The organism is Mesorhizobium sp. M4B.F.Ca.ET.058.02.1.1 (genome assembly GCF_003952505.1).
In the GTDB taxonomy this organism is placed as follows: domain Bacteria; phylum Pseudomonadota; class Alphaproteobacteria; order Rhizobiales; family Rhizobiaceae; genus Mesorhizobium.
This window is the reverse complement of sequence record NZ_CP034450.1, coordinates 4700699-4726697: the sequence shown is the minus strand read 5'-3', so window position 1 is coordinate 4726697 and position 25999 is coordinate 4700699. Positions and strand designations below refer to the sequence as shown.

Annotated in this window: 20 protein-coding genes and 8 pseudogenes; 7 read left to right on the top strand and 21 right to left on the bottom strand. The window is 59.8% G+C overall.

From position 1 onward, the window contains the following. Position 1: 1 nt before the first annotated feature. The 3 genes and pseudogenes from EJ073_RS23050 to EJ073_RS23040 form a co-directional block, all read right to left on the bottom strand. The gene (locus EJ073_RS23050) at positions 2–1255 is read right to left on the bottom strand and encodes a methylaspartate ammonia-lyase (protein WP_126059314.1); all 1254 of its coding nucleotides are present in this window, start codon (positions 1253–1255) and stop codon (positions 2–4) included. Positions 1256–1836: 581 nt separating this feature from the next. Continuing rightward, positions 1837–3009, bottom strand: coding sequence for a M20 aminoacylase family protein (locus tag EJ073_RS23045; protein ID WP_126057717.1), 1173 nt, complete (start codon positions 3007–3009; stop codon positions 1837–1839). Between the two features lie 1010 nt (positions 3010–4019). After that, positions 4020–4520 (bottom strand): annotated as a pseudogene (locus tag EJ073_RS23040) (transposase); the annotation flags it as partial. A 196-nt stretch (positions 4521–4716) separates the two neighbouring features. On the opposite strand from EJ073_RS23040, the pseudogene EJ073_RS23030 reads away from it, so the two are divergent. The 4 genes and pseudogenes from EJ073_RS23030 to EJ073_RS23015 all read left to right on the top strand — a co-directional run. Further along, positions 4717–5382, top strand: a pseudogene (locus EJ073_RS23030) (IS21 family transposase); the annotation flags it as partial. Then, positions 5382–6042, top strand: a pseudogene (gene istB, locus EJ073_RS23025) (IS21-like element helper ATPase IstB); the annotation flags it as partial. The pseudogenes EJ073_RS23030 and istB (EJ073_RS23025), both read left to right, overlap by 1 nt. 332 nt (positions 6043–6374) lie before the next feature. After that, the gene (locus tag EJ073_RS23020; RefSeq protein ID WP_126057716.1) at positions 6375–7691 is read left to right on the top strand and encodes a serine hydrolase; all 1317 of its coding nucleotides are present in this window, start codon (positions 6375–6377) and stop codon (positions 7689–7691) included. A 317-nt stretch (positions 7692–8008) separates the two neighbouring features. Then, positions 8009–9026 (top strand): annotated as a pseudogene (locus tag EJ073_RS23015) (IS3 family transposase); the annotation flags it as partial. Between the two features lie 20 nt (positions 9027–9046). Here the strand turns inward: EJ073_RS23015 and EJ073_RS32450 are convergent. The 8 genes and pseudogenes from EJ073_RS32450 to EJ073_RS22985 form a co-directional block, all read right to left on the bottom strand. After that, positions 9047–9613 (bottom strand): recombinase, encoded by a 567-nt coding sequence (locus tag EJ073_RS32450; RefSeq protein WP_245455331.1) that lies wholly within the window; start codon positions 9611–9613, stop codon positions 9047–9049. After that, positions 9573–10217: a zinc ribbon domain-containing protein gene (locus EJ073_RS32445; protein WP_245455330.1), complete on the bottom strand. Its 645-nt coding sequence runs from the start codon at positions 10215–10217 to the stop codon at positions 9573–9575. Before EJ073_RS32445 ends, EJ073_RS32450 begins: the two co-directional genes overlap by 41 nt. Positions 10218–10378: 161 nt before the next feature. Beyond that, positions 10379–11232 (bottom strand): annotated as a pseudogene (gene istB / locus EJ073_RS23005) (IS21-like element helper ATPase IstB). Next, entirely contained in the window at positions 11229–12431 is a 1203-nt protein-coding gene (gene istA / locus EJ073_RS23000; RefSeq protein WP_126059313.1) for an IS21 family transposase, read from the bottom strand. Before istA ends, istB (EJ073_RS23005) begins: the two are co-directional and overlap by 4 nt. Before the next feature lie 126 nt (positions 12432–12557). Further along, entirely contained in the window at positions 12558–13184 is a 627-nt protein-coding gene (locus EJ073_RS22995) for a recombinase family protein (RefSeq protein WP_245455329.1), read from the bottom strand. A gap of 9 nt (positions 13185–13193) precedes the next feature. Beyond that, on the bottom strand, positions 13194–13406 hold the full coding sequence (locus EJ073_RS32440) for a hypothetical protein (RefSeq protein ID WP_245455328.1): 213 nt from the start codon (positions 13404–13406) through the stop codon (positions 13194–13196). After that, entirely contained in the window at positions 13396–13593 is a 198-nt protein-coding gene (locus EJ073_RS22990) for a hypothetical protein (protein ID WP_126057715.1), read from the bottom strand. Before EJ073_RS22990 ends, EJ073_RS32440 begins: the two co-directional genes overlap by 11 nt. A gap of 727 nt (positions 13594–14320) precedes the next feature. Further along, a complete protein-coding gene (locus tag EJ073_RS22985) occupies positions 14321–15904 on the bottom strand; it encodes an ABC transporter substrate-binding protein (protein WP_126057714.1) in 1584 nt (527 codons plus the stop codon). Between the two features lie 233 nt (positions 15905–16137). On the opposite strand from EJ073_RS22985, the pseudogene EJ073_RS22980 reads away from it, so the two are divergent. Together EJ073_RS22980 and EJ073_RS31705 are read left to right on the top strand one after the other, a co-directional pair. Beyond that, positions 16138–16370, top strand: a pseudogene (locus EJ073_RS22980) (DUF6429 family protein). 155 nt (positions 16371–16525) lie between these two features. Further along, a complete protein-coding gene (locus tag EJ073_RS31705; protein WP_190233804.1) occupies positions 16526–16690 on the top strand; it encodes a hypothetical protein in 165 nt (54 codons plus the stop codon). A gap of 321 nt (positions 16691–17011) precedes the next feature. Here the strand turns inward: EJ073_RS31705 and EJ073_RS22975 are convergent, their stop codons facing one another. The 6 genes and pseudogenes from EJ073_RS22975 to EJ073_RS32430 all read right to left on the bottom strand — a co-directional run. Further along, positions 17012–18682 (bottom strand): ABC transporter ATP-binding protein, encoded by a 1671-nt coding sequence (locus tag EJ073_RS22975; protein WP_126059312.1) that lies wholly within the window; start codon positions 18680–18682, stop codon positions 17012–17014. Then, the gene (locus EJ073_RS22970; RefSeq protein ID WP_126057713.1) at positions 18682–19521 is read right to left on the bottom strand and encodes an ABC transporter permease; all 840 of its coding nucleotides are present in this window, start codon (positions 19519–19521) and stop codon (positions 18682–18684) included. The genes EJ073_RS22975 and EJ073_RS22970 overlap by 1 nt, the downstream gene beginning before the upstream one ends. Beyond that, positions 19518–20477 carry an ABC transporter permease gene (locus EJ073_RS22965; protein WP_126059311.1) on the bottom strand — a complete coding sequence of 320 codons (960 nt, stop codon included), beginning with the start codon at positions 20475–20477 and terminating at the stop codon, positions 19518–19520. Before EJ073_RS22965 ends, EJ073_RS22970 begins: the two co-directional genes overlap by 4 nt. 11 nt (positions 20478–20488) lie before the next feature. Next, positions 20489–20617, bottom strand: coding sequence for a twin-arginine translocation signal domain-containing protein (locus EJ073_RS22960; RefSeq protein WP_126057712.1), 129 nt, complete (start codon positions 20615–20617; stop codon positions 20489–20491). Positions 20618–20805: 188 nt separating this feature from the next. Further along, positions 20806–21133: pseudogene (locus EJ073_RS32435) on the bottom strand (IS110 family transposase); the annotation flags it as partial. A 69-nt stretch (positions 21134–21202) separates the two neighbouring features. Then, a pseudogene (locus EJ073_RS32430) lies at positions 21203–21295 on the bottom strand (hypothetical protein); the annotation flags it as partial. 254 nt (positions 21296–21549) lie between these two features. On the opposite strand from EJ073_RS32430, the gene EJ073_RS32800 reads away from it, so the two are divergent. Continuing rightward, a complete protein-coding gene (locus EJ073_RS32800) occupies positions 21550–21681 on the top strand; it encodes a hypothetical protein (protein WP_281033013.1) in 132 nt (43 codons plus the stop codon). A gap of 295 nt (positions 21682–21976) precedes the next feature. Here EJ073_RS32800 and EJ073_RS22950 read toward each other — a convergent pair whose 3' ends face one another. The 4 genes from EJ073_RS22950 to EJ073_RS22935 all read right to left on the bottom strand — a co-directional run bounded on the left by EJ073_RS22950 (position 21977) and on the right by EJ073_RS22935 (position 25983). Then, positions 21977–22981 carry a tyrosine-type recombinase/integrase gene (locus EJ073_RS22950; protein ID WP_245455327.1) on the bottom strand — a complete coding sequence of 335 codons (1005 nt, stop codon included), beginning with the start codon at positions 22979–22981 and terminating at the stop codon, positions 21977–21979. A 165-nt stretch (positions 22982–23146) separates the two neighbouring features. Further along, positions 23147–23968, bottom strand: coding sequence for a site-specific integrase (locus EJ073_RS22945; protein ID WP_245455326.1), 822 nt, complete (start codon positions 23966–23968; stop codon positions 23147–23149). After that, a complete protein-coding gene (locus tag EJ073_RS22940) occupies positions 23922–24773 on the bottom strand; it encodes a site-specific integrase (protein WP_210211261.1) in 852 nt (283 codons plus the stop codon). The genes EJ073_RS22945 and EJ073_RS22940 overlap by 47 nt, the downstream gene beginning before the upstream one ends. Before the next feature lie 517 nt (positions 24774–25290). Next, a complete protein-coding gene (locus EJ073_RS22935) occupies positions 25291–25983 on the bottom strand; it encodes a hypothetical protein (RefSeq protein ID WP_210211260.1) in 693 nt (230 codons plus the stop codon). Between the last annotated feature and the right edge of the window lie 16 nt (positions 25984–25999).

Sequence of the window (25999 nt, the reverse complement as noted above, 5' to 3'; positions counted from 1 at the left end):
TTCATCCGTTTTTTTCGTTTTGAGCCCGACGACGGTTCAGTATCGCTAGCAACCGGTTTTGTTCATTCCCAACAATTGAGAATGCCTCGTCGACACCCATCCCGGGCTTTGCGAGCATCATGTCGGCTTGGGTCGCTACAGAGACGTGGACTGACGCCTGGGCGGAGAGATCCGTTTCCGTACAGCTCCCCCCGACATAAGCCCCTACCTTGTTTTCCTTGCAGATGAGAACTGCGCGTGCCGTATCGGCGATTGAGCCGACGTCTGGGGTCTTAATTTGGACCACATGCGCGGCCCTCGCTTCGGCAAAGAGCTGAATATCCTCTAGGGTATTGCATCTCTCATCCACGACGATGCGAGCAGTGGAATCCCGGTTGTCCAAAATCGATACGATCTTGGCGTAATTCTCGATTTGCGCTTGCGTCGAACCAAAATCTGCCGGGGATTCAATATTCAGTGTGAAACCCGGCACCATATCTGCAACCTTGCAGATAAAGTCGGCGATGCGTTGCGGCTCCAGGCCGATTTCCTGGCCGATCCAGCCATACACATCGAAATGCAAGACCGGATGATACCCCGGGCGGCCGATTTGGCGCGTGCGCGTTGCAACCCACTTTACGAACTCCATGAAGGTCTCGCCGTCGACGCCGAATTTCTGCCGCGAGTTGATCAGGCCGTGTGGAAGCACATCCACCGCCCTCAGGATCATTTTGTCGACGTTGATTTCGCGAGCATCACCGCTCTGGCAGTAAATCGGGACCCTGCGCGTCGGCAGCTGCAGACCAAACTCCCCGCATATGATCTCCGCCATCGTCTTGCGCTGAAGATGGGCGGCCGCGCGAAGAAGAGCCTGGCTGACGCCATACTCAATCGCGAGAGGTAGGCGCAGATGTTCGACGGGTTCAAAAACGCTCGTGCAAGAATCGCGAAACCGAGCGGCATCGACATCAAAAAGCCGCGGCGCGACCACGCGAGATGTCAAATCTGAGGTGTGATTGGTGTCGAACAGGGGATCGCGTCCACCGGCACCTGAGTACTGGACGTTCATCATATCACCCCAAACGACGGTCTCGTCGGTCAGGACAAGCCCGATGCTGAGCGAAGATGCTGGAGTACGAATGGACTTGAATCCAAGCGTTGTCGGTGCGCCAAGGTAGATGAAGCCGTCCTGGATCGCGCCGGACCTAATGGCTTCCTGGTCGTCATAAAAGTATGCGCCGTTGCCGGGCGCGAGCACGATATCTATAATCTGCACTTCGTTTCGCTCGATTTGTTCCAAACACATTTGTGGCCAGATCTGGTCCACCCACTACCTGTCCAACTATGCGTCACTTGGCATTGAGTTCGCCAATATAAACTCCGAGGCGGTGCCATCGCGTTTCCAGATAGCTGGCGCCTGACAAGGAAGCCACCATCGCCCCAACGCATCTACGGAAACCAGTCCGCAACAGCCAATTACATATTAGCCGGTCCGGATGACGCGCCAAGAAGCATCTTCAGACGAGTTTCGCCTGCGGGCGCGAAAGCATTTTTAGGCAGCTCTGAGTTGGTCGATGTCGATGAACTGATTTGGCTTGTGGGACTGCTCGATCGAGCCAGCCCGTAGATGATGGCCGATATGCCTCCTTCCTGAAAAACCCCGCCTCGGTGCCGGTGCATTTCCCATTCGACCGAACAATTCCCGGCGATGATGTTGCCACCGGCACCAGCGGAAATGCGCCTGACCTGAATTGCCGCCCAGCGGGATCGAAACGGCTCCCCGCCATCGACAGGCTGTCATCTATTTCGTTCGATCTGATGTTATTAGGAGGAGCTTCGGCGCGGGATGTGGTCGCGTCAAGGCGCGAGTTTCGCCTCGACAAGCTTGATCCAGTAGGAAGTCCCGTACAGGATGGCATCGTCATTAAAATCGTAAGCCGGATGATGCAAGCCGGCACTATCACCGTTGCCACAAAGGATATAGGCGCCTGGACGGGCTTCGAGCATATAAGCGAAGTCTTCTGCTCCCATCACTGGTCGGGTTTCCGAAACGTTCGCTTCGCCGGCCACCTCCCTAGCAACCCTCCGTGCAAAGTCGGTCTCCTCGGCATGATTGAACGTGACAGGACTGCCGCCCGTGAAAGCCAACTCGAGCTTCGCACCGGTCATTTGCGACGCTGCGGCAACAATGTCAGTAAGGCGAGTCTTGATAAGCTGATGCACTTCAGAAGAGAGCGAGCGTATCGACCCCCGCAGAACTGCTGATTGAGGTATTACGCCAGGCGTGGTGCCAGCATGAAATTCGGTGATCGAAACCCCTGCCGCTTCGAGAGGATCGACGTTGCGGGCCACGATTTGCTGCAGCGCTGTAATGAGCTGGGCGCCGACAAGGACAGGATCTATACAGTCTTGCGGCATGGACGCGTGTCCCCCGCGACCTTCAATGTTGATCTCCAAGCTGTCGTAAGCAGCCATCATGGGACCTGATCGAATCCCGAATGTGCCTACCGCCATACCTGGCCAATTGTGCATCCCGAACACTTCGGATACAGAGAAGCGCTCCATGAGGCCATCCTTGATCATGGCAGCCGCGCCTGCTTCCTCTTCTTCGGCAGGTTGAAAAATCAGAACGGCATTGCCCGCGAAATTTCGCGTTTCAGCGAGGTAGCGGGCCGCACCCAGCAACATCGCTGTATGCCCGTCGTGACCGCAAGCGTGCATCTTTCCCGGTACCGTGGAGGCATATGGGAGGCCGGTCGCTTCCGGAATGGGCAAGGCATCCATATCTGCCCTCAGTCCAATGGACGGCGGAGTGTCCAAGCCGCTTGTCAATTGACCTTTGACCACGCCAACAACGCCCGTCCGCCCTATTCCTTCTACAACCTGATCGCAGCCGAACTCACGGAGGCGGTCAGCAACAAAAGCCGCGGTCCGCTGGACATCGTAAAGGAGCTCGGGATGTTGATGGAGATCTCGCCGCCACCCAACAATATCCGGATGCATATCCGCCACGCGATTGACAATGGGCATGTGGCACCTCTCATGGCATAACAGTAGGATGGCCTAATCCACCCAGAAGGGTCTACATCCATCCTGCTATTCCTGCGAAAATGAAGCGTCAAATCCCGTGTGTAGATGGGCACGATCTAGAATTCAGATCGTTCGCTGTCGGAAGACAGCGGGCGTTGGTATCCTGCCCTCACTCTAACGGGATCGTCCGAATAAAGCGCCGTCTTCGGCGCCCGGCATTTCGAGAACCCGTCGTCGACACTCGGCATAGTTCTCTCGCTCAAGGGCGTTCAGGAATTCCAGAAGCCGGTCGTTTGGTCGAAATCGTTCGGCCTTGCGCGTTCGTGTGGCATCAGCTTGGCAAGTGCGGATTGCCGACCGAGCCTTCCTCCGACAATCTGCCCGCGTAAACGCGTGTAAATTCGCCATACGGCCCGTGTATCAGCTTCCGATACAGTGTGCTGCGTTCGAGTCACTTGCGTTCATGTATCCTCCCCTTCGCGCACTTGCGACGGAGAGGGCCTACGCTATGCCGATCCTGCTACCGCTACGTCACGAAAAACGGCTCGCAGAACCCCGCCCACTCGGCATAGTTCGGCGGTCGGCAAGACCGCCGAGATGAAACAGGTCGATCCGCACGCGTAGCTCACCCAGATCCTCGAGCGCATCGCCAAATGGCTGGCCAAACAGCGATATCGACGCCTCATGCCATCGAACTACCAGCGCTGAACGGCCTCAGCTTCCCGCCCTGATGTCCGCTGTCAACGCTGTAGACGCGCCGAATCTCTCGTTCCGCAGAACGACGTATTGGATGGGTCGCGCATTGGTGTAGGCGGAACTGAAGGACGTCGGTGATCAAGCTCTGACGCGGATTGGCTACCGCATTCCCGATTATGCGTCCGGGGCTGTTCCGGTCTTACTGCGGGCGTCGGCCCTGCCGGCCACAAAGCGGTGAACGGACATTCCCCTGCCGTTGTCCCGCCTCCGCCAATGCGCGAGTTGCTGGTCCCGTCGCTGTTATGACGGGTTTGCCGCGCCTCTTTGGCGACCGCCCACATGAAGCCGGCGAGTTCCCGCGCGACCGCCGTGCACACGACTGTCGACTTCTTTCCTCGGGCGCTCAACATTCGATAGCGGGCCGTCAGGCGGGTCTGCGCCTTCCAAGCGATCTCGCGAACGGATGATGATACCTCTTGTAAGCGATATAGCTTCCTCTTGCCGATCCGAGGCGGATATCGGTACGTCCAGGCACATTCGACCAGTAATGCTCGGACGCGTCCATTGCCGGCTTTAGTGCCTCTTTACTGTCTCCCCGGTCGACCGCTCGCCGGGAACAAAGCCTAGGTAACCCATCAACTGGCGAGGGCTCTCAAACCGACCGGCATTCCCACTTCCGCCTGCAGAGCGCGCACGACCGAAGCGAGTGTCCAGTTCGGTACGAATTCGGCGATGGCGGTCTCCAGTCGCCCCACGCGCTCTTTGTCAGTCCGCACCGCTTCCACCATCTCCTGGAGTGCGATCTGATGAGCAGGACGAAGTGCTGCGTATGCGCCGCCGACACCCCATTGATTTCGCTTGTTTGTGAACATTGAGGTTTCTGCCAGAAGGTATTCGGCAGGAGCTGGAGATTTGGCATGGCGGATGGCGAGACAATCAGGTCGTTTAATCGCAGAAACTTACGCCCGCCGGGGCACATAACCGCTCGGGACACAAAAGTCCGGTAATCCGAAGGCGCTGGTCGAACATCACGATGCGGCGACGCGGGAGGTGCGGTTCAATGTGCGGCTGCACGCCTTTGCCCGCTACTGGGGATTTACGCCACGGGCTTGTGCGCCCTACCGGGCGCGTACGAAGGGGAAGGACGAACGCGGGGTCGGCTACGTCAAGCGCAATGCGATTGCCGGCCGCCGGTTCGAGAACTGGGCGGCGTTCGAGGCGCATCTAGACCGGTGGACGCGCGAGATTGCCGATCAGCGTGTGCATGGCACGACCGGCGTGGCTCCTGCGGAGCGCTTTGCCGAAGAAGCCATCGCGCTTCGCCCTCTGGGCGGACGGGCGCCTTTTGGGCAGCTGCGGGATCTCGTGCGCAAGGTCCAGGCAGACTGGGCAATCGACCTGGACACGAACAGTTACTCAGTCCCCTGGCGGCTGATCGGAGAGAGCGTCCAAGTCGTGGTGCTGGGCGGTCGCGTTATCGTGCGTCATGCGGGCGAGATGGTGGCGGATCATGCCTTGTGCCGCGGACGTCGTCAACGGATTGTCGAGCGCGCCCATCTTGCCGGCGTGGTCGGCGCTGCTGCGCCGGTACGATCGGCGCCGGCGGATATCGTTGCGCCTTCCGCTCTGTTGCAGCCACTGGCCGAATATGAGGCACTGGTGGGAGGCAGGTGGTGATGACGGCGGTCGATCACGAGATGCTGGTGGCTCAGCTCGACCGGCTGAAGCTGACCGCGATCCGGGATCAGCTCGATACCCTGCTGGACGAAGCCGAGCGTTCGCAAATGACCTTGCGCGAGGCTTTGGCCTTCCTGGTGACCTGCGAGATCGCGCGGCGCGACGAGCGGCGCATCTCCATGGCAGGCAAGATCGCGCAGTTCCCGTTTGTGCGCGAACTCGATGGCTTCGACTTCGACGCGCAGCCGTCGCTGGATCAGCGCCAAACCCGGGAGTTGGCGACCTGCCGCTGGATTGCCCATGGCGACAGGGTCCTGTTCCTTGGACCTCCGGGTACGGGCAAGACATATCTGGCGGTGGCTCTCGGGCGCGAGGCGATCCGGCAGAACCATAGCGTCCAGTTCGTCACGGCGGCCACGCTCGTGGCGATGCTGGCCAAGGCCCATGACGACGGTTCACTCGAAAAGCAGCTGACCACCCTGTCGCGGCCGAACTGTTGATCATCGACGAGCTCGGCTATCTCCCGTTCGAAGCCAATGCCGCGCATCTGTTCTTCCGACTAGTGTCGCGGCGTTATGAGCGAGGATCGATCCTGATCACCTCCAACCGCCGGTGGGCGAATGGGGCAGCGTGTTTGGCGATCCCGTGGTGGCAACCGCACATCGATCTCACCGGTGAAAGCATGCGAAAACAGCGCTCGCCAAGAGCGTCTGAAACAGCGCAAGCTTGACCGGAAACGAAACCCAATCCAAACATCAACGAGACCCAGAATCAGTCCGAAAAATGGCCGGCTTCAAATCGGAATCGATGGCCGGCTTCGTCGGAATACGCACCCTGCAAGGCGTGTCAAACTGCGCAGGCGGCAAGAAAACGCCGATTTGCTGCGTTGACGAGAGTTAGTGCGCGCGAAGCGGTCCATCGACCATGCTATATACGAGATAGTCCATTTATTCGCGGGCCGTAGGGCCACTCCTAAAGGGGGGAGCATTTCGATGTCGCCTGAACCCGACTATCTCAGCCGCCGCGTTGCCGGCAAGTCATCGCAGCCCGACCCCGAGTCATGGCAGATCGATCCCATGCTAGGTGCGCCTATGATCCCGCCGGATGAATGGTCCTTCTGGCCTTATAGCAGCTGGACATTTTCGCACGTAAGCGAATATACGCGAACCGCCAGGGTTTGGCGGGGGCCAGGACCGGTCCTGCTGCTTCCACAGCGGCTCAGGGATATCGGTGACATCGAAATTGCGTCTAGAGACGGCCGGCGCGCCACAATCCGTGAATATCTCGAGAGGGACTATACTGACGGGTTTCTGGTTCTGCATCGCGGCGAGATCGTGTTCGAAACATACATGAATGGCATGGAACCGCATTTAAAGCACATCGCTAGATCGGGTTCGAAATCCATCACGGGGACGGTGTTCGGGATCCTTGTCCACCGGGGGCTTGTCGACCCTGAGAATCTGGTAACACGGTATTTGCCGGAACTTAAGGCGACGGCCTATCGCGGCGCCACGGTGCAGCACCTGCTGGACATGACTGCGGGCGCGACGCTCAAGGGCCCGTGGTACGTGCCAGATACCGATTACTTCAACTACATCGTAGCATCGGGATATTTCGGCCCCCCAGAGGCACACCCTGAGGCTCCAGCTGACGTGTGGCAAGCCATTCTGCGGATAACGGAGCAGGAGGCGCCGCACGGCGCCCGCTTCGCGTATTTTGACCCCAACATCGACGTGCTGGGGCTCATCATGCAGCGCGTAACCGGCAAGTTTCTCCCGGAGCTGTACAGCAGCGAATTATGGGGGCCGATGGGGGCGGAGGAAGACGCCTGCCAAATCGTAGACAAATCCCGCTTTTCCATGTCGTCCGGCGGATTCCAGGCCACACTTCGTGACTTTGCGCGCTTCGCGCTGCTGCATCTGCGCCGCGGCAGACTCAACGGGACGCAGATCGTCCCATCTGAATGGATCGAGGCTACTCGACGCCCTAAGCCTGTCCTATTCGAGTCGTTCGGAAATGATGCGAGCTCTTACGTAGATGCGAGGTCAGAGTTCCCAAACGGTGCTTATCACAATACGTTCTGGATCGAAGACCAAGAGAGAGGCGCCTATGTTGCATGGGGGTATGGTGGCCAGCTGATCTATATCGACCCGGAGGCGGACTTCGCGGCGGTGAAACTCTCACACCAGCCTGGCCAATTACCGGTGAAACGCGCACAGTGGCCTAACCAAGTATACCAGGCTCCCAAACCCCTTCCGTTTGATTCATTCGCGGCGTTCCGCGCCATCCGAGATGAATTGGAAAGCTAAGAACTGTGACGGGCATCCTGTCGCGTCCACCGTATCTGCCCGTCGCGATCGGGCACTCCCCGGCCATCACCGAGACGGGAGTGGTATCTAAGAGTCCTCTCTGATTGGGGTCGTTTTGGTCAAGATGCTCCTGTGCATTTTCCTGGACCGTTCCACGGGTCACTCGCTTCCTCCTGACCTGAGACCCGAAGCTCCTCTAGTTTTTGGTAGAGTCCGTCCCGATCATGCTCCGATACTGCTCTGATCGCTGAAAACTGGATCGTTCAGAATTGGAGTTTTCCGCTGTAATTTCCCAGTTGGGAGAGGAGCGGACAGCTATGAAGGCATCGAAGTTTTCGGACGCCCAGAAGGCGTTCATTCTGAAGCAGGGAGCGGACGGCATTCCGGTGGCGGAGATCTGCCGCCGCTTGGGGATCAGCCAGGCGACCTACTTCAACTGGAAAAAGAAATATGACGGGCTGCTGCCGACGGAGATGAAGCGACTGAAGCAGCTTGAGGATGAGAATGGCAAGCTCAGGAAGCTGGTGGCCGATCTCTCCTTGGACAAGGAGATGCTGCAGGACGTCATTCGCCGAAAACTGTGAGGCTTGGTCGCAAACGCGAGCTGGTGGCGGATACCTGTACTGAGTGGAACGTGTCGATCCGGCGCGCCTGTCGGGTTCTGGAGTTCGACACATCGACCTATCACTACAAGTCCCGTCGCCGTGATCAAGCCGGCATCGAAGCTCGGATCAAGGACATCTGTGCAACGCGGGTTCGTTATGCTACCGGCGCGTGCACGTGATGCTCACGCGCGAGGGCTGGGACATCAACATGAAGCGGACCTATCGGATTTACAGGGATTTAGGGCTTCAACTGCGGAACAAGACACCGAAAAGGCGCGTGAAGGCGAAGCTACGAGACGATCGCCAGCCGGCCGTCGAGCCCAACGACGTGTGGGCGATGGACTTCGTTCACGACCAACTCGCGACCGGAAAGAAGATCCGCGTGCTGGCGGTCGTCGATACGTTCTCGCGCTACGTGCCAGTGCTCGACCCGCGCTTCAGTTACCGAGCAGAGGACGTGGTCAGGACGCTGGAACAAGTCTGTCCTCGGATCGGCTATCCGAAGACGATCAGGGTCGATCAGGGCACGGAGTTCGTGTCCCGCGACCTCGATCTGTGGGCCTACACCAAGGGCGTTGCGCTCGACTTCTCGCGCCTGGGAAAGCCAACCGACAACGCCTACATCGAAGCTTTCAACGGCCGCTTCAGGGCGGAGTGCCTGAATGCCCACTGGTTCCTGACGCTTGCCGACGCGGCCAAAAAGTTGGAGGATTGGCGCAGATACTACAATCCTGTTTCATACCCATCTGTCTATGTTGTTGAAGCGAATAGGTTTTGTTGATCAGGGTGCGATCCTGTGGGGTATTGTGGGTTCTGCCTCGCACGCCAAACAATGCTCTGAGCCACCGGTTCGCCGAGCGTTGATCGGCTGAAGATCCACGGGCCATCCGGCAGGGGATGAACACCTTCGATCTCGCCTGCTTCGGCGGCGAGCCTGAGCGTCTTCGGTGCAATGCCGAGCAAACGCGCCGCCTTGTTCAGATTAAGCCATGGCTCATTCCCGTCTGGCGCCGGCCGGAATACCGGAATCTTGTGATGCGACCTGAGCGCAGTGACCCGCTCCCGTGTCCAGCGATTGCCGTGGCCGGTCACCAGGCCGTTCCGGTTGAGGATGCCGGCAATCAGGTCATCATTGGCGATGAGAACCAGTTGCCGGACGGCGGCCAGGATGTCGGCCGAAGTGCTGTTGCGCTGTCCGCGCCGCCGCCTCGGCAGGCGCAGTTCGGTGTGGACGCCGCCAATCCAATGGATCAGGAGAACGATCTCTGACGCTTCTTCATCGATATCGGCGACCACCTCGTGGATGACGGTGCGCACGATGCGCTTCTTGAGCCTCGCGTCGGTCGTCGGCGCCGACCAGACCGCCTTGAGATCGGCGGCGAGCGCGGCGACGTGTATTGGCGACAGAAGTGATGGTTTCCAATGTCGAGCCATCATGCGCGGCAATCCTGCCCTCTATCTCGCCGACACGCGTGAGCGCCCGGTTCCATCGCAACTCCAGTTCCGCCGCGACCAGCCGGTTCTGCGGATCGATGGCGTCGTACTGCCGGAATGCCCGATCATCGCTGTAGCGTGCCGCCTCGAGATCGCACACCAGCGCATCACGAACCTGATCGCGGCGACTGGCCGCTTGTGCTGCGGCCTCGACGGCCGCGCTAATCGCTCCCGGCTCGACAACCCGCAGAAGAGCTTCCTCGATGGCGTCGTCGACGCGCAATCCTCCGAATGCGATGCAGCGCGGCTCGCCGTTGTCGAGCAAGCCCCGCCAACACGAATAGCGCGGAATGTTGTGCTTGGTTCCGGTGTACCGGACCGTCAGCTTGCGTCCACAGCGCCGGCAGCGGACAAGGCCGGCGAGCAGAGCGTCGCCATGCTTGGGCGCTCCGTGATGCCGGCCCGTGGGCACGTTGTCGCTCACCATTTTGCGGATCGCCTCCGCTCGTTCCCAACTGACATAACCCTCATGGACATCCGGGTAGAGCCAGCCACTCGGCTCGCGCCTTGCGGCTGTCAATGGGCACCGAAGTTTCCGCAAAAGTGGGCATCCAATTTTCCCTATCTGGCGGGTGAAGGTTTCGGTGATCAGCCGGCCTCTTGATCGGTCGATTTCAGTCCTGCTGGGCGGCCACGCTTTTTCGGCGGTGGCAGCGGATTGATGAGCGCTTTGGAGCGAACATGCTCGGGAACAAGATCAGCGTGCTGGCGCAATCGGTAGCTCGATCCTTCGATCTGCACGACGACGGCATGGTGAAGAAGTCTGTCGAGCAATGCTGTTGCCACAACAGGATCACCAAAAACTTCGCCCCATTCTGCAAAGCCGCGATTGGAGGTGAGTATCATGGCACCCTTCTCGTAACGGGCATTGACGAGCTGGAAGAAGAGATTGCCGCCGCCGGGCACGACCGGGAGATAGCCGATTTCGTCGACGACCAGCAGGGATGCGCGGCATAGATAGCGGATACGCTCGCGCAACTGCCCCTCGCGCTCGGCCTTGGCCAGCGAGGCGATAATGTCGGCGAGCGTGGAGAAGTAGACGCTCTTTGCGGCCTTGACGGCTTCGACGGCGAGCGCGGTCGCCAGATGGCTCTTGCCGGTGCCGGGCGGGCCGAGAAGATGGACTACCTCCGCCCGCTCGATGAACTTCAGTTCGGCCAGCGCCATGATGCGGTTCCGATCGAGCGATGGTTGGAAAGCAAAGTCGAAGCCGGCGAGCGTCTTGATGGTGGTCAGGCGCGCCATCATCAGAGCAGCCTTGATGCGCCGACTTTCGCGCAGAGTTAGTTCTTCCACCAGAAGTTCGTCGAAGCCTGGATGCCGTCGATCTCGCCCTGCTCGATGCGCCGCAGGGTCGCGTCAAGCGCTTCGAGCGCCCGTGGCATGCGCAGCCCGACCAGGCTCTTCCTGATGCTGTCGATCGTGGATGCGTGCATGGTCATGACCGGCTCCCCGCGACGGCCAGTCGCTCGGCGACGGCCTGATAGAAGTCGAGCGAGCGCCGGGCGACATGATCGCCGAGGCGGCCGACGATGATATCCGGGGCGGTCTTCCTCGCGGCGTGGCGAGCTAACCCCTGACGATGAGCAGGATCGATCCGATATTGGCGGCGCCCCTCGAGCACAGGATGGCTGGCGACCAGCCTGCCTTCGTCCAGGATGCGGATGCAGTCGGCAAGCTGGTGAACCTCGACAAGGCGCCGGGTGCGATCGGGAACGCTATAGTAGTTGCCGCCGATCGAGACGAGACCATCATGGCTGACGCGACGTGCCGCGAAGGCTTCGCTAACGATGCGTTGCGTGGTGCCGTGCAGGCGAGCATTGGCGACGGTGTCGAGCCAATCTTGCAATTGCTCATTCAGGTCGTCGAGATTGCGGAAGCTGCGGGCCAGGAAGAAGTCCTCGCGGATATAGCGGAATGGTCGCTCGACTTTGCCCTTGGTTTTGGCGCGATACGGCCGGCAGGCTCTGGGCTGGAAGCCAAAGTGCTTGGCCAGCGCCAGCAGCGAGCGATTGTAGATGATGTGGCCTTCGTTATCTTCGCCGGTGACCGCCGTCTTCATCCTGTCGTAGAGGATCTCGATCGGTACTCCTCCAATGGCGTCGAACGCCTGCATATGACAGCGCAGCAGCGTTTGCAGGTCCTGGTGGATGACGTAGCGGGCGAAGATGTAGCGCGAGTGGCCAAGCACGAGCGAGAACAGCCAGACGATGCGCGTCACGCCCGGCGCGTCGGTGAACTCGGTGACGAAGCGCGCGAAGTCAATCTGTGCTTGATATCCGGCCGGAGTCTCGAACCGCACCTCGAAGGGACGCACCTGCTCCTGCGGTCGGATTGCGGCCACGAAGCGCTTCACGGCGGTGTAGGCGCCGTCATAGCCGCGCTCACGAATCTCGCGCGTCAGGCGCACGGCGCTCAGATCGGGAAAGGCCGAGACCCGTTCGCGCAGATAGTCGACAAAGGGCATGATCTTGTTTGGCCGCCCCGCCTGTCGCGGGCCATAGGCGGGAAGTTCGAGCCCGCGCTCGATGTATTTGCGGACCGTCTTGGGATCGCGGCCCGTTCGCCGGGCGATTGCGGTCACGGACAGGCCCTGACGGTGTAGATCCAATATCATCAGAAGTTCTCCAAGTTGGACCACCAGCGCCGCTCCGATTCCGATCAAATCGGGACGGACTATCAACGCCGGAGCGAAAGCCGCCAGTTCCGGGACGCGTCCCGGAACTGGCGGCAGCAGCGCCAACTAGGGAATTTTCGATGCCCACAATCAGGGAATATTCATCGCCCGATGACAGCGGCGGCTCCTGGGTCGGATCACTCCCGCTGCATCATATCCTGTCGCGACACGACTCTTACCATAGGCGTAGGCGCCGCCGTAGATCGGGTTCTCGATCATCCGGTGGATGGTCGCATAATTTGGCCGACGCCAGACCACGTCACCGTTGTAGCGCTTGGCTGGCAAATCCAGCCCATGCTCGAGGAACCAGAGCAGGGCCTGCCGGGCGCTGCCGAGTTCGGGCGCCTTGTCGAAGACGAGAATGATGGCGTCCTGGACACGGCGATCGGGATCCTTCTCAAGCCTGTCGCCGACCTTCACGAAGCCGACCGGGGCCGTGACAATGAGCTCGCCGCGCCGGGCCTTCTCGTAGCGTGCCGACAGGGAACGCTGACGCAGAAGATCGAGTTCGTACTCGTTGAGGCTGCCCTTCGGTCCCAGCAGCAGCCGGTCATTACCCTGACGCGGCGCATAGACCGTCTCCTGATCGACCAGCACGGTATCGACGACGCGGCACATCTTGATGAGCTGCTGCCAGTCACGGCTGTTGCGGGCGAAGCGCGATACTTCCCGCGCCGCGACCGCACCGACCTTGCCGAGGCAGACTTCGGCTACCATTCGGTCGAATCAGGCACGTGTGACGCCGCCGGCCGCCGAGCGACCGAGGTCTTCGTCGACCGTCTCGATGCGAGACCAGCCAAGCGCCGTCAGGCGATCGCGCATCGCATACTGCAGGGCGCTGCTCTCACGATTGTGGAGGACCTGATGGGCCGAGGATTGCCGAACATACAGGATCGCCTTGCGCTCCAGATGGTGCGGCCTGATCTTCTCAGACATCATGGCGCGCCTCCTGCCGTTCCCGAGCGAGGTCGCCGTCGGCGTGGTCGAGGATCAGGCGGATCATCAGCTTCGTCAGCGTCCGGCGCGTCTCGGCGGGCTGCGTCTGCCATAGCGGCGTCCGCGGCGTCTCGACATCGTGCGGATTGGTGAACAGATCCAACTGATACGTGGTGAGCTGGCGCGGCATGGACATCTCCCCGATTCGCGTCGTGAGAGCCCAATGCTGCGCTCGAATCTCGCATTTGCGATGGGGTGCCCGAAGCGGGTGTTACATCCTGCAGCAGCGCCGCCAACGCGCGTAGCGCAGCAATATCGACATGGGGAGCGGCGCCAACCTGCCAGGCGGCACTAGCCGCCCGATCAAACATCCAGGCTGGAATCTCCAGCCATCGATCGGATCCCCGACCAGGGAGGCTGCAACGGAAAACCTCTCTACCAGCCTTCTGACCACCTCATGAATATGGGCCAGGCTCCCGGCCCAAGGATGCCACGGGTAAAAAAGCTCGTGCTCCGCGATCCCGTGGGCGTTCTGTCGTCGTGTTGTACAACGAGGTGCGTCCACATGGCGCAATCGGACACAAGGTCCCGATCTCGTTGCTCAATCCCGATGGCGCCGCCAGCCCGCCATCGTGAGAAAGCCGGGAAACTCTACCTTCCGGCGGTCCAGAAAATGGTATCGGAGCATCAGAGCATTGCTCTCTCCGTTGAACTGGAGGGAACAAGGGTCTCAGGTCACTTTTTACAAAACTCCCCAGTCCACAGGAACTCCGCGTTTCTCTATCTTATATGCACAAAGGCGACGATTGCTGGCGGGGTATCTTCGCTCGGTATTGTCGGAGTCTGCAATTATATCGCCGCTTCAATCGCGAGGCACTGGGCAACCAGCCCAAAACGAGCGTGCCCATACGCTCCGTTCAGGCCTCGATCCAGCATTTCGCGAACGCGTTACCGTCCATTAGTGGGCCGACCCCTCCGACATAGCCGCCAACCTTGTCGGAGATCGCGTCGATGTACTGGTTGAACATCGGCACGATCGTCCCTCCCTCGTCTCGGACGATGATGGCCATTTCACGATAGAGGTTCTTGCGCTTCTCCTCGTCGAGTTCGGCGCGCGCCTCGATGAGAAGCTTGTCGAACCTGTCGTTAAAAAAATGTGAGTCGTTCCAGGAAGCCGTCGACAAATAGACGGTTGAGTACATTTGGCTCTGCGTAGCGCGCCCAGACCAGTAGGTGTTGCAAAAGGGCTGCTTTAGCCAGACGTCCGACCAGTAGCCATCGCTCGGCTCGCGCTTGACCTCGAGGGTGATGCCGGCCTTTGCGCAGCTCTGCTGATAGAGCTGCGCGGCATCGACGGCGCCGGGAAAGGCCACTTCGGAAGTCCTGAGCAGGATCGGCCCGCTGTGACCCGACTTTTTATAGTGAAAGGCTGCCTTTTCGGGATCGAAGGCGCGCTGCTCAATGTCTTCAGGGTAAAGCCGATATGTGACATTGATCGGGAAGTCGTTGCCGACCGTGCCGTAGCCGCGCAGGATCTTGTCGACCATTTCCTGACGATCCACTGCGAGCTTGAGCGCCATCCTGAGATCTTTATTGTCGAAGGGCGCTGTGTCGCAGAACATAACGTAACAGTAGTGCTCGGGACCCGACAGGACCTCCACCTTCAGGTTGGGCACGCGCTTGATAAGATCGACGACCTTGGGCACGATCTTATTGATCATATGCACCTGGCCGCCTTGCAGCGCGGAAACGCGGGCGGTGGCATCGTTGATGGCGAGTATCTCGATCTGGTCCGCGAAGCCCATCTTGTCGGACTGCCAGAAATTGGCAAAGCGCTCGCCGCCATAGCGGACGCCCGGCTCATTCACGGTCACCTTGTAGGGCCCTGCGCTAATGCCTTCGGCCGGACTGTCCTTGCCACCGTTCGGCTGGATGACGAGATGATAGTCCGTCATCAGGTAGGGCAGCTCGGCGTCTGGCTGCTTTAAGGTGATGACGACATCACGGTCATCGGCCTTGAGCCCCTCGATGTTGGCTAAGATACCCAGCGCGCCGGACTTCGATTCCTTATTGAAATGGCGATCCAACGTCGCCACAACGTCTTCCGCCGTCAAGGTCTTGCCGTTGTGGAATTCCACGTCCTGACGGATTTTGAAGGTCCAGACCTTGGCGTCCTTGGACGAGCCGATTTCCTCGGCGAGGCGGTGTTCCAGTCCGCCGTCGGGCGCCAGCTGCACCAGATACTCGCCCCAGCATTTGCCGAAGCTGGACGGCAACGTCATGAAGGTCGCCGGATCTAGGCTTTGGGTCGCCTCACCGCCCGCGAGACCGCCCTTGATGATCCCGCCGCGGACCGGCCCTTGCGCGCGCGCGGCGCTAGCGAGGAGCGAATTCGCGAACGTGACCGAGACGCCGAGCGCCGTCGCGCGGCCTAGAAATTCACGTCGGTTCAGCCGGCCCGCAGCGACGCGGCGGCTGAGATAGTCAAGTTCCTGCGACATTTGGTCCTCCTTCCTTAGGTGTTTCCCTTAGGCTGTAGTGCAGCCTCTGTTTCTCGATAGTAACAACTTAAATGGAGTCGCCTTTAAGCGAATTCCGTCAATGACCGCAGGAAACCGGCGTTACTCTCGCCTATAACGCAATGAAGCCAGTCTGGTAGGATGTGAACCCGCCGCCATCGCCGGCTCTTGGTGTCCATCCGGTCCGCGTCGCGACAGGCAGCTGTGCTAAACTGCTGCGATGGAGATCGACACCAACAAGTGATGCGGTCCTGACGCTGCCGTGGCTGACGCTGCACAATGAACGGTGCGCCTGGACGGGCTTTGACTGGGACGTGACGGATCGACTGCACCGAAGGGGCTGATCGCCGACCCGGTCAACAAGGCAAAATCCTTGGTGCTAACGGATGAGGGCCCTCGGCACTCCGAGGAACTGTTTCGCGCCCTGTTTACGCGGCCCACGCCTTGAGCGCCTGTAGCCGTAGCCGTTGGAATGGACAGTGCGATATCTCAGACAGGATCGAACAGTGTCACGCCCGGCTTCGTCAGCTCGATCTCGAGTGCCCTCCAATCCAGTGTGCGTCGGCGTAGTCCTTGTTTGACTCCTTGGCGGGAAAAGAGCGGATGTTCGAGAACATCATCCGCCAGGTCTGCCGGCAACGGCCAGGAAAGTCCGACGGCAGTTCGCGAGCTGATATTGTCCTGCACCGTGCTACCGCAATGCCCAGCATCGTGGCAAAGGTCGCGAACGCTCAATCCGTCCGCGTTAATCCGAAGCAGTTGTCGTAATTGTCTTATGGCCTTCGTCTTTTCGGCATCCCATCTCCTTGATGATCAATCTGCGCATTTCGCAAAAACGGACAGTCGTTCCGCTAAATCGCGGACAGCAGTGGAGTGCACCCCTCGACTGAGACAAATAAATAGCGGGATGGGTGTCCGCGAATTTCTGAAACACGCAATCAATCGGAAATGCATGCCAAGGTTGCTTACCCACAGGTACTATGTCTGCTTCAAAACTGTCCGACTAATCTCGGAATCTGGAGAAGCAATGGGGCCGGCGGCAGGCATGACACTATCGTTGCCCATTTCCCTAGGAGCGGCGCGTTTAACTCAGTTCCCCGCGCTCTCCATTCGGCGGTCGTTAATCGCATGCTCCAGCCACCCGACCTCCATTTCAGGTACGGAAGATAGCAGGAGGTCGGTATACGCGTCGAACGGTGGCGTTAGCACCTGCGTCTTCGAGCCGTAGCGGACGACCTGGCCGCGATACATGACCGCGATGGAATCCGCGATCGCCTTCACGATCGCGAGGTCGTGCGTGATGAACAGGTAAGCCACGTCCTCAATCTTCTGCAGACGAAGCAACAGCTTCAGGATGCCGTCGGCCACCAGCGGGTCGAGAGCGCTCGTTACTTCGTCGCAGATGATTAGCTTCGGCTTTGCCGCTAGGGCGCGGGCGATGCAGACCCGCTGCTTTTGCCCGCCCGAAAGCTCAGCGGGATACCGGTCGATGAAGCCCTTGCCCATTTCGATCTCGTCGAGCAATTCGCTGACGCGGACCTCGCGCTCACGTCCGCGCATACCGAAATAGAATTCGAGCGGCCGTCCGATGATGGTTCCGACCTTCTGGCGCGGATTCATCGCGACGTCCGCCATCTGATAGATCATCTGCAATTCACGCAGATCGTCCTTGGAGCGGTCGGCAAGCCTGGGCGTGAGTGTGCGGCCGGCGAAGGTGATGCTGCCGGCGATCGGCGGCAGCAGCCCCGTGACGACGCGGGCCAAGGTGGATTTTCCGGACCCCGACTCCCCGACGACGGCCAGCGTCTGGCCAGGATGGACGTCAACCGAGACGCCCTGCAAAACCTTCACGGCACCGCCGCCGTAGGCAGCCGTGACGTGCTCGACAGAGAGCAGCGGCTTCGGCGTAGGTCCCTTCTCCTCATGCTCGATCGAGCGCACCGAAACCAACGCTTTGGTGTAGTCCATGCGAGGCGCCTCGATGATCTGCCGTGTTTCGCCGTGCTCCACAGTCTTACCGTCCCGCAGCACCATAATTTCGTCGGAGACCTGGGCGACAACCGCGAGATCGTGGGTGATGTAGAGCGCCGCGACGCCAGTGTCGCGGATAGCATCCTTGATGGCTGCCAGCACGTCGATCTGCGTCGTCACGTCGAGTGCCGTGGTCGGCTCGTCGAATACGATCAGGTCGGGTTGGGAGCACAGGGCCATCGCAGTCATGACGCGCTGCAATTGGCCGCCAGAGACCTGGTGTGGATAGCGGCGGCCGATGCTTTTGGGGTCGGGCAAGCGGAGTTTCGTGAACAGCGCCAGCGCGCGCTTCTCCGCCTCGGCCTTAGTCCCAACGCCATGCAGAAGCGCTGCTTCCACCACTTGGTCCATGAGCCGGTGCGCAGGGTTGAAAGCGGCAGCAGCCGACTGCGCGACATAGCAGACCTCGCTGCCGCGCACCCTGCGTAAATCCCGGACGCCGCCCTTGAGGATATCGCGGCCGTTCAGGAATACCTCGCCGCCGGTGATACGGACTCCGCCGCGGCCATAGCCCATTGAGGAAAGGCCGATGGTCGACTTTCCGGCGCCGGATTCACCGATCAGTCCAAGCACCTTGCCGCGCTTCAACAGCAGCGACACTCCGTCCACGATGGTGACGTCGCGCGGCTTCTCGCCCGGCGAATAAAGCGTCGCCTCGACCTTGAGGTTCCTGATGTCGAGCAGAATGTTGTCCTCGTCGCGCCGCGGTTTTGTCCGAACCTTAACCATCATTCCCGTCCTCCCTTGAGACTGGCGGTGCGGGTAAGCCCCCAGTCGGCTACCAGGTTAACGGAGATAGACAGCGTCGCGATCGCAGCGGCCGGGATGAGGGCGGCAGGTATCCCGAAGACAATGCCGTCCTTATTCTCCTTCACCATGCCGCCCCAATCGGCCTCCGGCGGTTGCACACCGAGCCCGAGGAACGAGAGCGCCGAGAGGAACAGCACCGAAAAGATGAAACGCAGGCCGAGTTCCGCCACCAGCGGCGACAGTGCGTTGGGCAGGATCTCGCAGAAGATAATCCAGCCGAGACTCTCACCGCGCAACTTGGCCGCTTCGACGAAGTCCATCGCGTTGATGTCAACCGCAACCGCGCGTGAGAGGCGGTAAACGCGCGTCGAGCTTAGAACCCCCATTACGAGGATGAGCGTCACGTTGTTCGAGGGCAGCACTGACAGCACAACCAGACCGAAGATCAGCGTCGGTATCGACATCAAGAGATCGACAAACCGCGACATCAGCATGTCGACCATACCGCCGACGACCGCCGCCGTGAAGCCGAGGATGGCGCCGAGCGAGAAGGACAAGGCGGTGGCCATGGCGGCGATGAAGATGGTGATACGGGCTCCATAGATCATGCGCGAGAGCAGGTCTCTCCCGAGATTGTCGGTGCCCAGCCAGTGCGTCGACGACACCGGCCCCCATACATCGCCCACGATCTGGCTATTGCCGTACGGGGAGATCCATGGCGCAAAAAGCGCGGAGATCACTAACAGCCCGGTCAGGATTAGGCCGACCAAAGCCCCGAAGGGGATTGTGCGGACAGATCTAAGCGCGACCGCGGTCATTTCGGATGCCCCAAACGTGGATTTGCGAGAATGGAGGCGATATCGGCGACGATGTTCAGGCCGATATAGACTGCGGCGAAAACCAGGCCGACCGCCTGCACCACCGGCACATCGCGCTTGACGACATGGTCGACCAGATATTGCCCCATGCCCGGATAGACGAAGATCACCTCGACCACGACCACGCCGACCACGAGGTAGGCAAGGTTGAGCATGACGACGTTGATGATGGGCGCGACCGCGTTCGGGAGGGCGTGCTTGCGGATGATGTCGAAGGCGGAAAGGCCCTTAAGCTCAGCCGTCTCGATGTAGGCTGATTGCATCACGTTCAGGATGGCGGCACGCGTCATGCGCATCATGTGAGCGAGTACGACAAACACTAGAGCCGTTGCCGGCAGCACGATCGCCTTCAGCTTCTCCAGGAAGGGCATGCCGTCATAGACGGTCGAGATCGACGGGAACCACTGCAGCTTCACGGCAAGGAATAAGATAAGCAGATAGCCGATGAAGAATTCAGGCAGCGATGTTGAAGCCAGCGCGAAACCCGAAATGGCCTTATCGATAGGGCCATTTCGGTGGCGCACCGCCAGCAGCCCGAGGATGATGGCGAGGGGAACCGACACCACGGCAGCCCAGAAGGCGAGGAACAGCGTGTTCCACATCCGTGGCATCAGCGTCGCGGTGATCTCCTGTCGCGTGGTGAGCGCGGTGCCGAGATCGCCGGTCAAAGCCCCGCCGAGCCACTGGAAGTAACGCACGATGGCGGGATCGTTGAGGCCGAGTTCCCGGCGCAGATTGGCGACCGCCTCGGGCGTGGCCGACTGACCGAGGATGGACTGCGCCACGTCGCCTGGAAGGATTTGGGTTCCCGCGAAGATCAGCACCGAGACGGCGAAGAGGAGGAGAATGCCCTGCGCTATGCGCTGGACAATCAGCCTCAGAACCGGCGAGCCCACAAGCACTCCGTTCACGCTTCGAGCCAGCATTGCGCCGAGGTGGCGCCAACGCCGAGCGCCGTCGCACTGCCGAGAAATTCGCGTCGGCTCAACCGGGCCGCAACTAAGCGGCGGCCGAGATAGTCAAGTTCTTGCGACATGAGCTGCTCGTCTGCCTTTGTTCCCTAGTGCCGACCATGCGGCCTTTGTTTTGATGACAGTATCCACCTCATTGGGCCGTGTTGCGGAATATTTCTCCCATCAATGCAGGAAATCGGCGTTTTCCCGGGCTCTGCGCACATAGGCAACGATGCTGGTCGTTGGCGCGGGCCCGCATAAGCGGCGACCTCTCCTTGGTCAAAGGCGCATCTCGCTCGATTCTACCGCCTTGATCTGTTCGAGCGGTAACTCCAGCCTATCGAGTTCGCGGCAGATCTGAGTTTTCAGATGGACAGGTAGTGCCCGGCCGTCGTCGCGTCGGTCCTTAAATCCTCAAGCCCCTTTCGCCGAATGGCGAGCAACGGCTCCTAATCGGAGGTCCCTTGGCTGAAAAGCAACCCCTTGAGGCAATTGACATCGAGCATTCGCTCATCGATCAACACCTTGCGTTCGCGCACGACGCGGCGACGGTCCTCCTCCTCGGCGGTTGGCGACTTGACTATTGAGCAGACGCTCGGTCCCTCCGCTTGTATGCCAAGGCTTACGCATCCTCCCGAGGAATGCTGCCGTGTGACAAGGCCCAGCCAAGCCGCGAAGTCCCGGCCGCGTTTGAAGCTGACCATGTCGGGTGCGAATGCTTCAACCGTCCCCAGCGCGGTCAGGGGGCCAACTCCCGGCATGGTCTGCAGCCGCCGCACAGTTTCGGTCTCTGTCGCCAGCTTCCTGAGCTGCACGCTCTCGGCCTCGATCCGCTCCGTCTTCATGCAATCTGGTCGATAAGGTCCTGGCATCCGTTGCGGATCAGTTCCGGCAGATTGCTCTATGGTTCCTCGACGATGTCCTTAATGCGAGTGAGGTGGTGGATGCCTTGCGCGACGACGTGGCCGTATTCGTAGAGAATCGCACGCAATGCATTCACTAGATCGGTACGCTGATGGACGAGGCGCTGGCGAGCTCGAAACAACACTGCCCTGGCCTGCTGCGTATTCCGATGAAGCCGGCCATCGATTCCGATTTGAAGCCGGCCAGTCATTCCGATTTCATTCCGGCGGGTGTTCCGATTTGAAGCCAGCCATTTTTCGGACTGATCCTGGGTCTCGTTGATGTTTGGATTGGGTTTCGTTTCCGGTCAAGCTTGCGCTGTTTCAGACGCTCTTGGCGAGCGCTGTTTTCGCATGCTCGACGCCATAATGGGATGCCATCATGCCGTAGCTGCGATTGATCTCGGGATCGTAGAAGCTGGCGCGGCTGACGCCCGACTTCAGCTTGTCGGGGTTTTGTGTCCAATGCCGTTATGTGGCTGGCAACGGTTTGAGCCGGTATTTCGAAGGTGGGCCGCGGGCGAGAGGACACATAATGCGCTACAGCGAGTTGAGCCAGTCGAGGAGGGTTTTGTCGTCCTTCCAGGGAACACGTGGTCGGGGTACCGTTGAAATACCTGAACCACTCACTTCGCAGGCGCGTAGCGCCTCGGCTTTGGCGCCTAGCGTCAGCTCGGCATAACGGTTTGTCGTGTCGAGACTCACGTGCCCGAGCCAACTGCGTATGACATTAACTTCGACACCGGATTCCAGTAGGTGGCAGGCAGCGGTGTGCCGGAATAGATGTGGGCTGACACGTCTGGATTTCGGCCCGTGTGTATCGAAGGATGCGCCGTGTCGTCGGACAATCTTATAGATCCCGAACCTCGTTAGAGGACGAGCCTTCGGAGCGCAAAAGACTGGCTCGCCTGGCGCTGCGCGGCGCTGGGCCAGGAGTGCCTGGATATGCTTCAATGTCTCATCCCAAAGCGGGCACGTTCGCAACTTGTCACCTTTGCCGTGCAAGTGGACTTTGGCCGGCGGCTTGAGTTCGAGGTGCTCGATACGAAGATCCGCAACTTCCTGTACCCTGGCGCCCGTGTTGTAAAGGAAGAGCAATAGTGTGTGGTCGCGCAGCGCGAGATGCCCTTGCCGAGGCAGCGAACGAAACAAGGCCGCTACCTCCTCCCGCTCCAGGAAGTGTGTATCAGGCAGTGATGTGCGCTTGACGGGAATTGCCGCGACTTGCTGACAAACCGCCAGCATCTCGGGTGCACGCACAGCGAGGTAGGCAAAGAAGGTGTTCAGTGCAGCGCGACGTTGATTGCGAGTACGTACCGAGTTGCCGCGTTCTTGTTCCAGGTGCTTAAGGAATGCCAGACTCCGTTCGAACGTCAGGTCATCAAGGGCCAGTGCAGTAATTCTGCGGCCACGCTGCTCGGACACGAAGCAAAGGAACAGGCGGATCGTGTCACGATAACTGCGGCGAACCGAGCCGCAGCCCCTTTTGAACCGGGAGATGATCAGCAAAAAATGACTGGACCAGTGTACCGAGGAGAGGGTCATGACCGATCCTCCGCGAGCGTTGCCGCGGCAAAGGCACTGAAGCGTCGGTTGGCGTGTTCGAGAAGCTCCGGGGTCGGCGTCAGATACACCGCAGTGGAACTGATGTCGCCGTGCCCCATGAAAGTCGAGAGCGCAAGAAGCTTCGTCTGAGGATCGAGGCCGAGCCTACCAACGCGTGAGTGTGCCAATGGCAAACGAGTGTCTCAGATCGTGCAGGCGTGGAGGCGAAATGCCGGGTGGTATCCGCAGATTTAGGCTCGGGACCATAGCGTGAAAGGTCTGGCTGATGGTCTCAGGATTGATTGGGCGACCTCCGCGCAAGCAAAACAGCGGCTGATCGTCCGGAGTATTGGTTGAGAGGGCCGTAGTCTGGCGTTGATGCAGATGCTGGCCCAGGAGTGCTCCGAGCTTCGGCCCAAATGGGACGAGGCGGCTCTTGTAGAACTTCGTCTCCCGGATAACGAGCAGCCGCCGTTCCAGATCGACGTCTTTGAGGCATAGCCGGCAGGCCTCGCCGACACGCAATCCCAGTCCGTAAAGGACAGCGAACAGTACGAAATATGTGTTGCCACGCTCGATCGTACCGCCATGGCTCGGAAGCGCCTTGGCAAGAGCGAGCAACCGAGCGGCTGCGTCTGTGTCGAAGATAAATGGCGTGCGCTGATATCTTCCGCGCCGTGGCGGGGATCTCAACGGTGTCTGGGCGAGCTTCTCGTGATCGACGAGATATGAGAACAGTCGCCCTACCGTACAGCGCAGGTGGTTATAGCTTCTCGGGCGCAACCTTGGACGCGAGAGGAGAAACTCATCCACCAGTGCCGGGGTTATCTCGGCAAGGCTACCAATGTTGTTCTTCGACAAGTAGGCATCGAACAGCGCGAGCGTCTTCTCTTCGACATCATAGCGCCGTCGCAACGAGCGCTTGTGGGCGAGGAATTGCTCAATCTCGTGGCGGAGAAAACTCTGGAAACGTCCATCGTGGCTCACAGCACGTCCTCCCCATGCCGAGTGCAACCTCGCGCAGCTGTTCGACAGCGATCTTCCCGTACATCTGGGTGGAGGAGGCGCTGCGGTGGCCAACGTAGTCGCCGATGTGCTTCAGCGGAAAATTGGCGTTTAGCAGTCGCTGCACACAGCTGTGACGTAGGACATGGGAGCCGGCGCGTGGCACGCTAATGCCGGCTTTGCGGATGAAATGGGCGGCGCGACAGACGACCGCCGCGGAGCCTATCGGGGCGTGTGGAGCACAGCAGCGCATAAATACCTCACGGCATGTCGTGGCAGGTCGCCCGTTTTTGAGGTATTCGATGATCGCAGCCCCCACCGCCGCCGAGAGCGGATAAGTGGTGGTATTGCCTGCTTTGCGATCCCGAATCTTGAGCCGTTCGTTGCGCCAGTCAATGTCATCAAGCGTGAGCGTGGCGACCTCCGCAGCCCGCAGTCCATAGGTTGCGAGCAGCATCATCATTGCGTAGTCGCGCTTGCCGGAGGTGGACCGTCTGTCGATACCTGCCAGCACTTGCTCGACCTGTTCCCAACTGATCGATCGCGGAACACCAGCGTGCCGGTACGACTGCGGAAACTCGACAAGCGAACTGAGATCCTTGGCCAGACCCCCCTCACGATGGAGGTAGCGCAGAAAGACCCGTAGCACCCCGCATGCATTGCGCACCGTCGACCAAGAAACTCGTGGCGGGGCGTATTCGGCAATGAACCCGCTGAGCACGATTGGCGACAGCTTTGCGAGGTCGTCGATGCCGATGCGCTCAAGATAGGTTGCGAACTGACGCAAACTAAATTGGTACTGGTATATCGATCTCTGACGAAGCCCCTTCTCTTCGGCAGGTACTTCAACAACCCCGGCGCCTGACGTTCGAACGGGTTATCCGGCTTATGAGGACGACCCCGACCAATGTAGCCGGAGACCGCCAGCTTCAGCATCTGGCGGATGGGATTGCGTACTTCATTGGCGATCTGCTTGCGTCGCCGGCCCGAGCGTCGTCTAGCATGCTCACCAATCCACGCTTGCACGAATGGCTCGACGTGATCAGGTAGGTTCTTAACTTCGCGGGCTCCCTGAGCTTTTGCGAACTCGCCGAAACTCACCACAATGGGAATCCGGCGAGACACGCTGCGATCCGTATAGCGGCGTTCTGCCATCCAGCCGACGTATTGTTCGACGGTGGAGGCGATCCAGGACTCGTGAATGCGATCGATAGTAGAAGGGCGGATGTAGTACTTCTCTAGCATGATAATCTCCTAAGGAAACAACGAGATCACCATGTCATGAGCGCTCCATTATGTTGCCACTAGTGCAACGATAATGTTCGCAAATGCGGGATTTGACTCCGTTCGCCACATAACGGCATTGGACGCAAAACTGCGATTTTGTTCCCGGGGACAAAATCGGGGACGATCAGGCGGGGAACGCCATCAAAGAAACGAAACATCCTGACGTGTGAACCAATCCAATCAGGCAGTGTGTGGGTCCAGGTTGCTTCGGCATATGTGAAGCTGAACGCTCCCAAGACCGCCACAAAGATCTCCGCCTCACGAATCTCGCCGGTGTCTCGATCAACGATCGGGATCTTCTTGCCGGAATAGTGGACCTCCTTGTCGCCGGCGGCGTGTTCCTGGCGCATCGTCGGTGACAGTCGCTGCTTAAGTCCCCGTAGAAGTTCACAAAAGCGACTGTAGCCGTAACCGTCGGGATGCGACCCACGATACTCCTCCCACAGGATGAGCAAGGTCACACCGGGCTTCTTGAGCTCGACCGCAAGATCGGCCCAGTTTGGTTCTGTGCGTCTTCTCGTGCCCTGTTTGACGCCGTTGCGAGTGAAGAGTTTGTTCTCGAGCGCATCGTCGGTCAGTTCGCCCGGCAAGGGCCAGCTCAATCCAACCGCGGCCGCGCGCTGCAGATTATCCTGCACCGTACTGCGCGCTATTCCCAATACGACGGCAATCTCGCGGGAGCTCATCCCGCTTCCGGCAAGCCGCAGCATTTGTCGTAACTGTCTC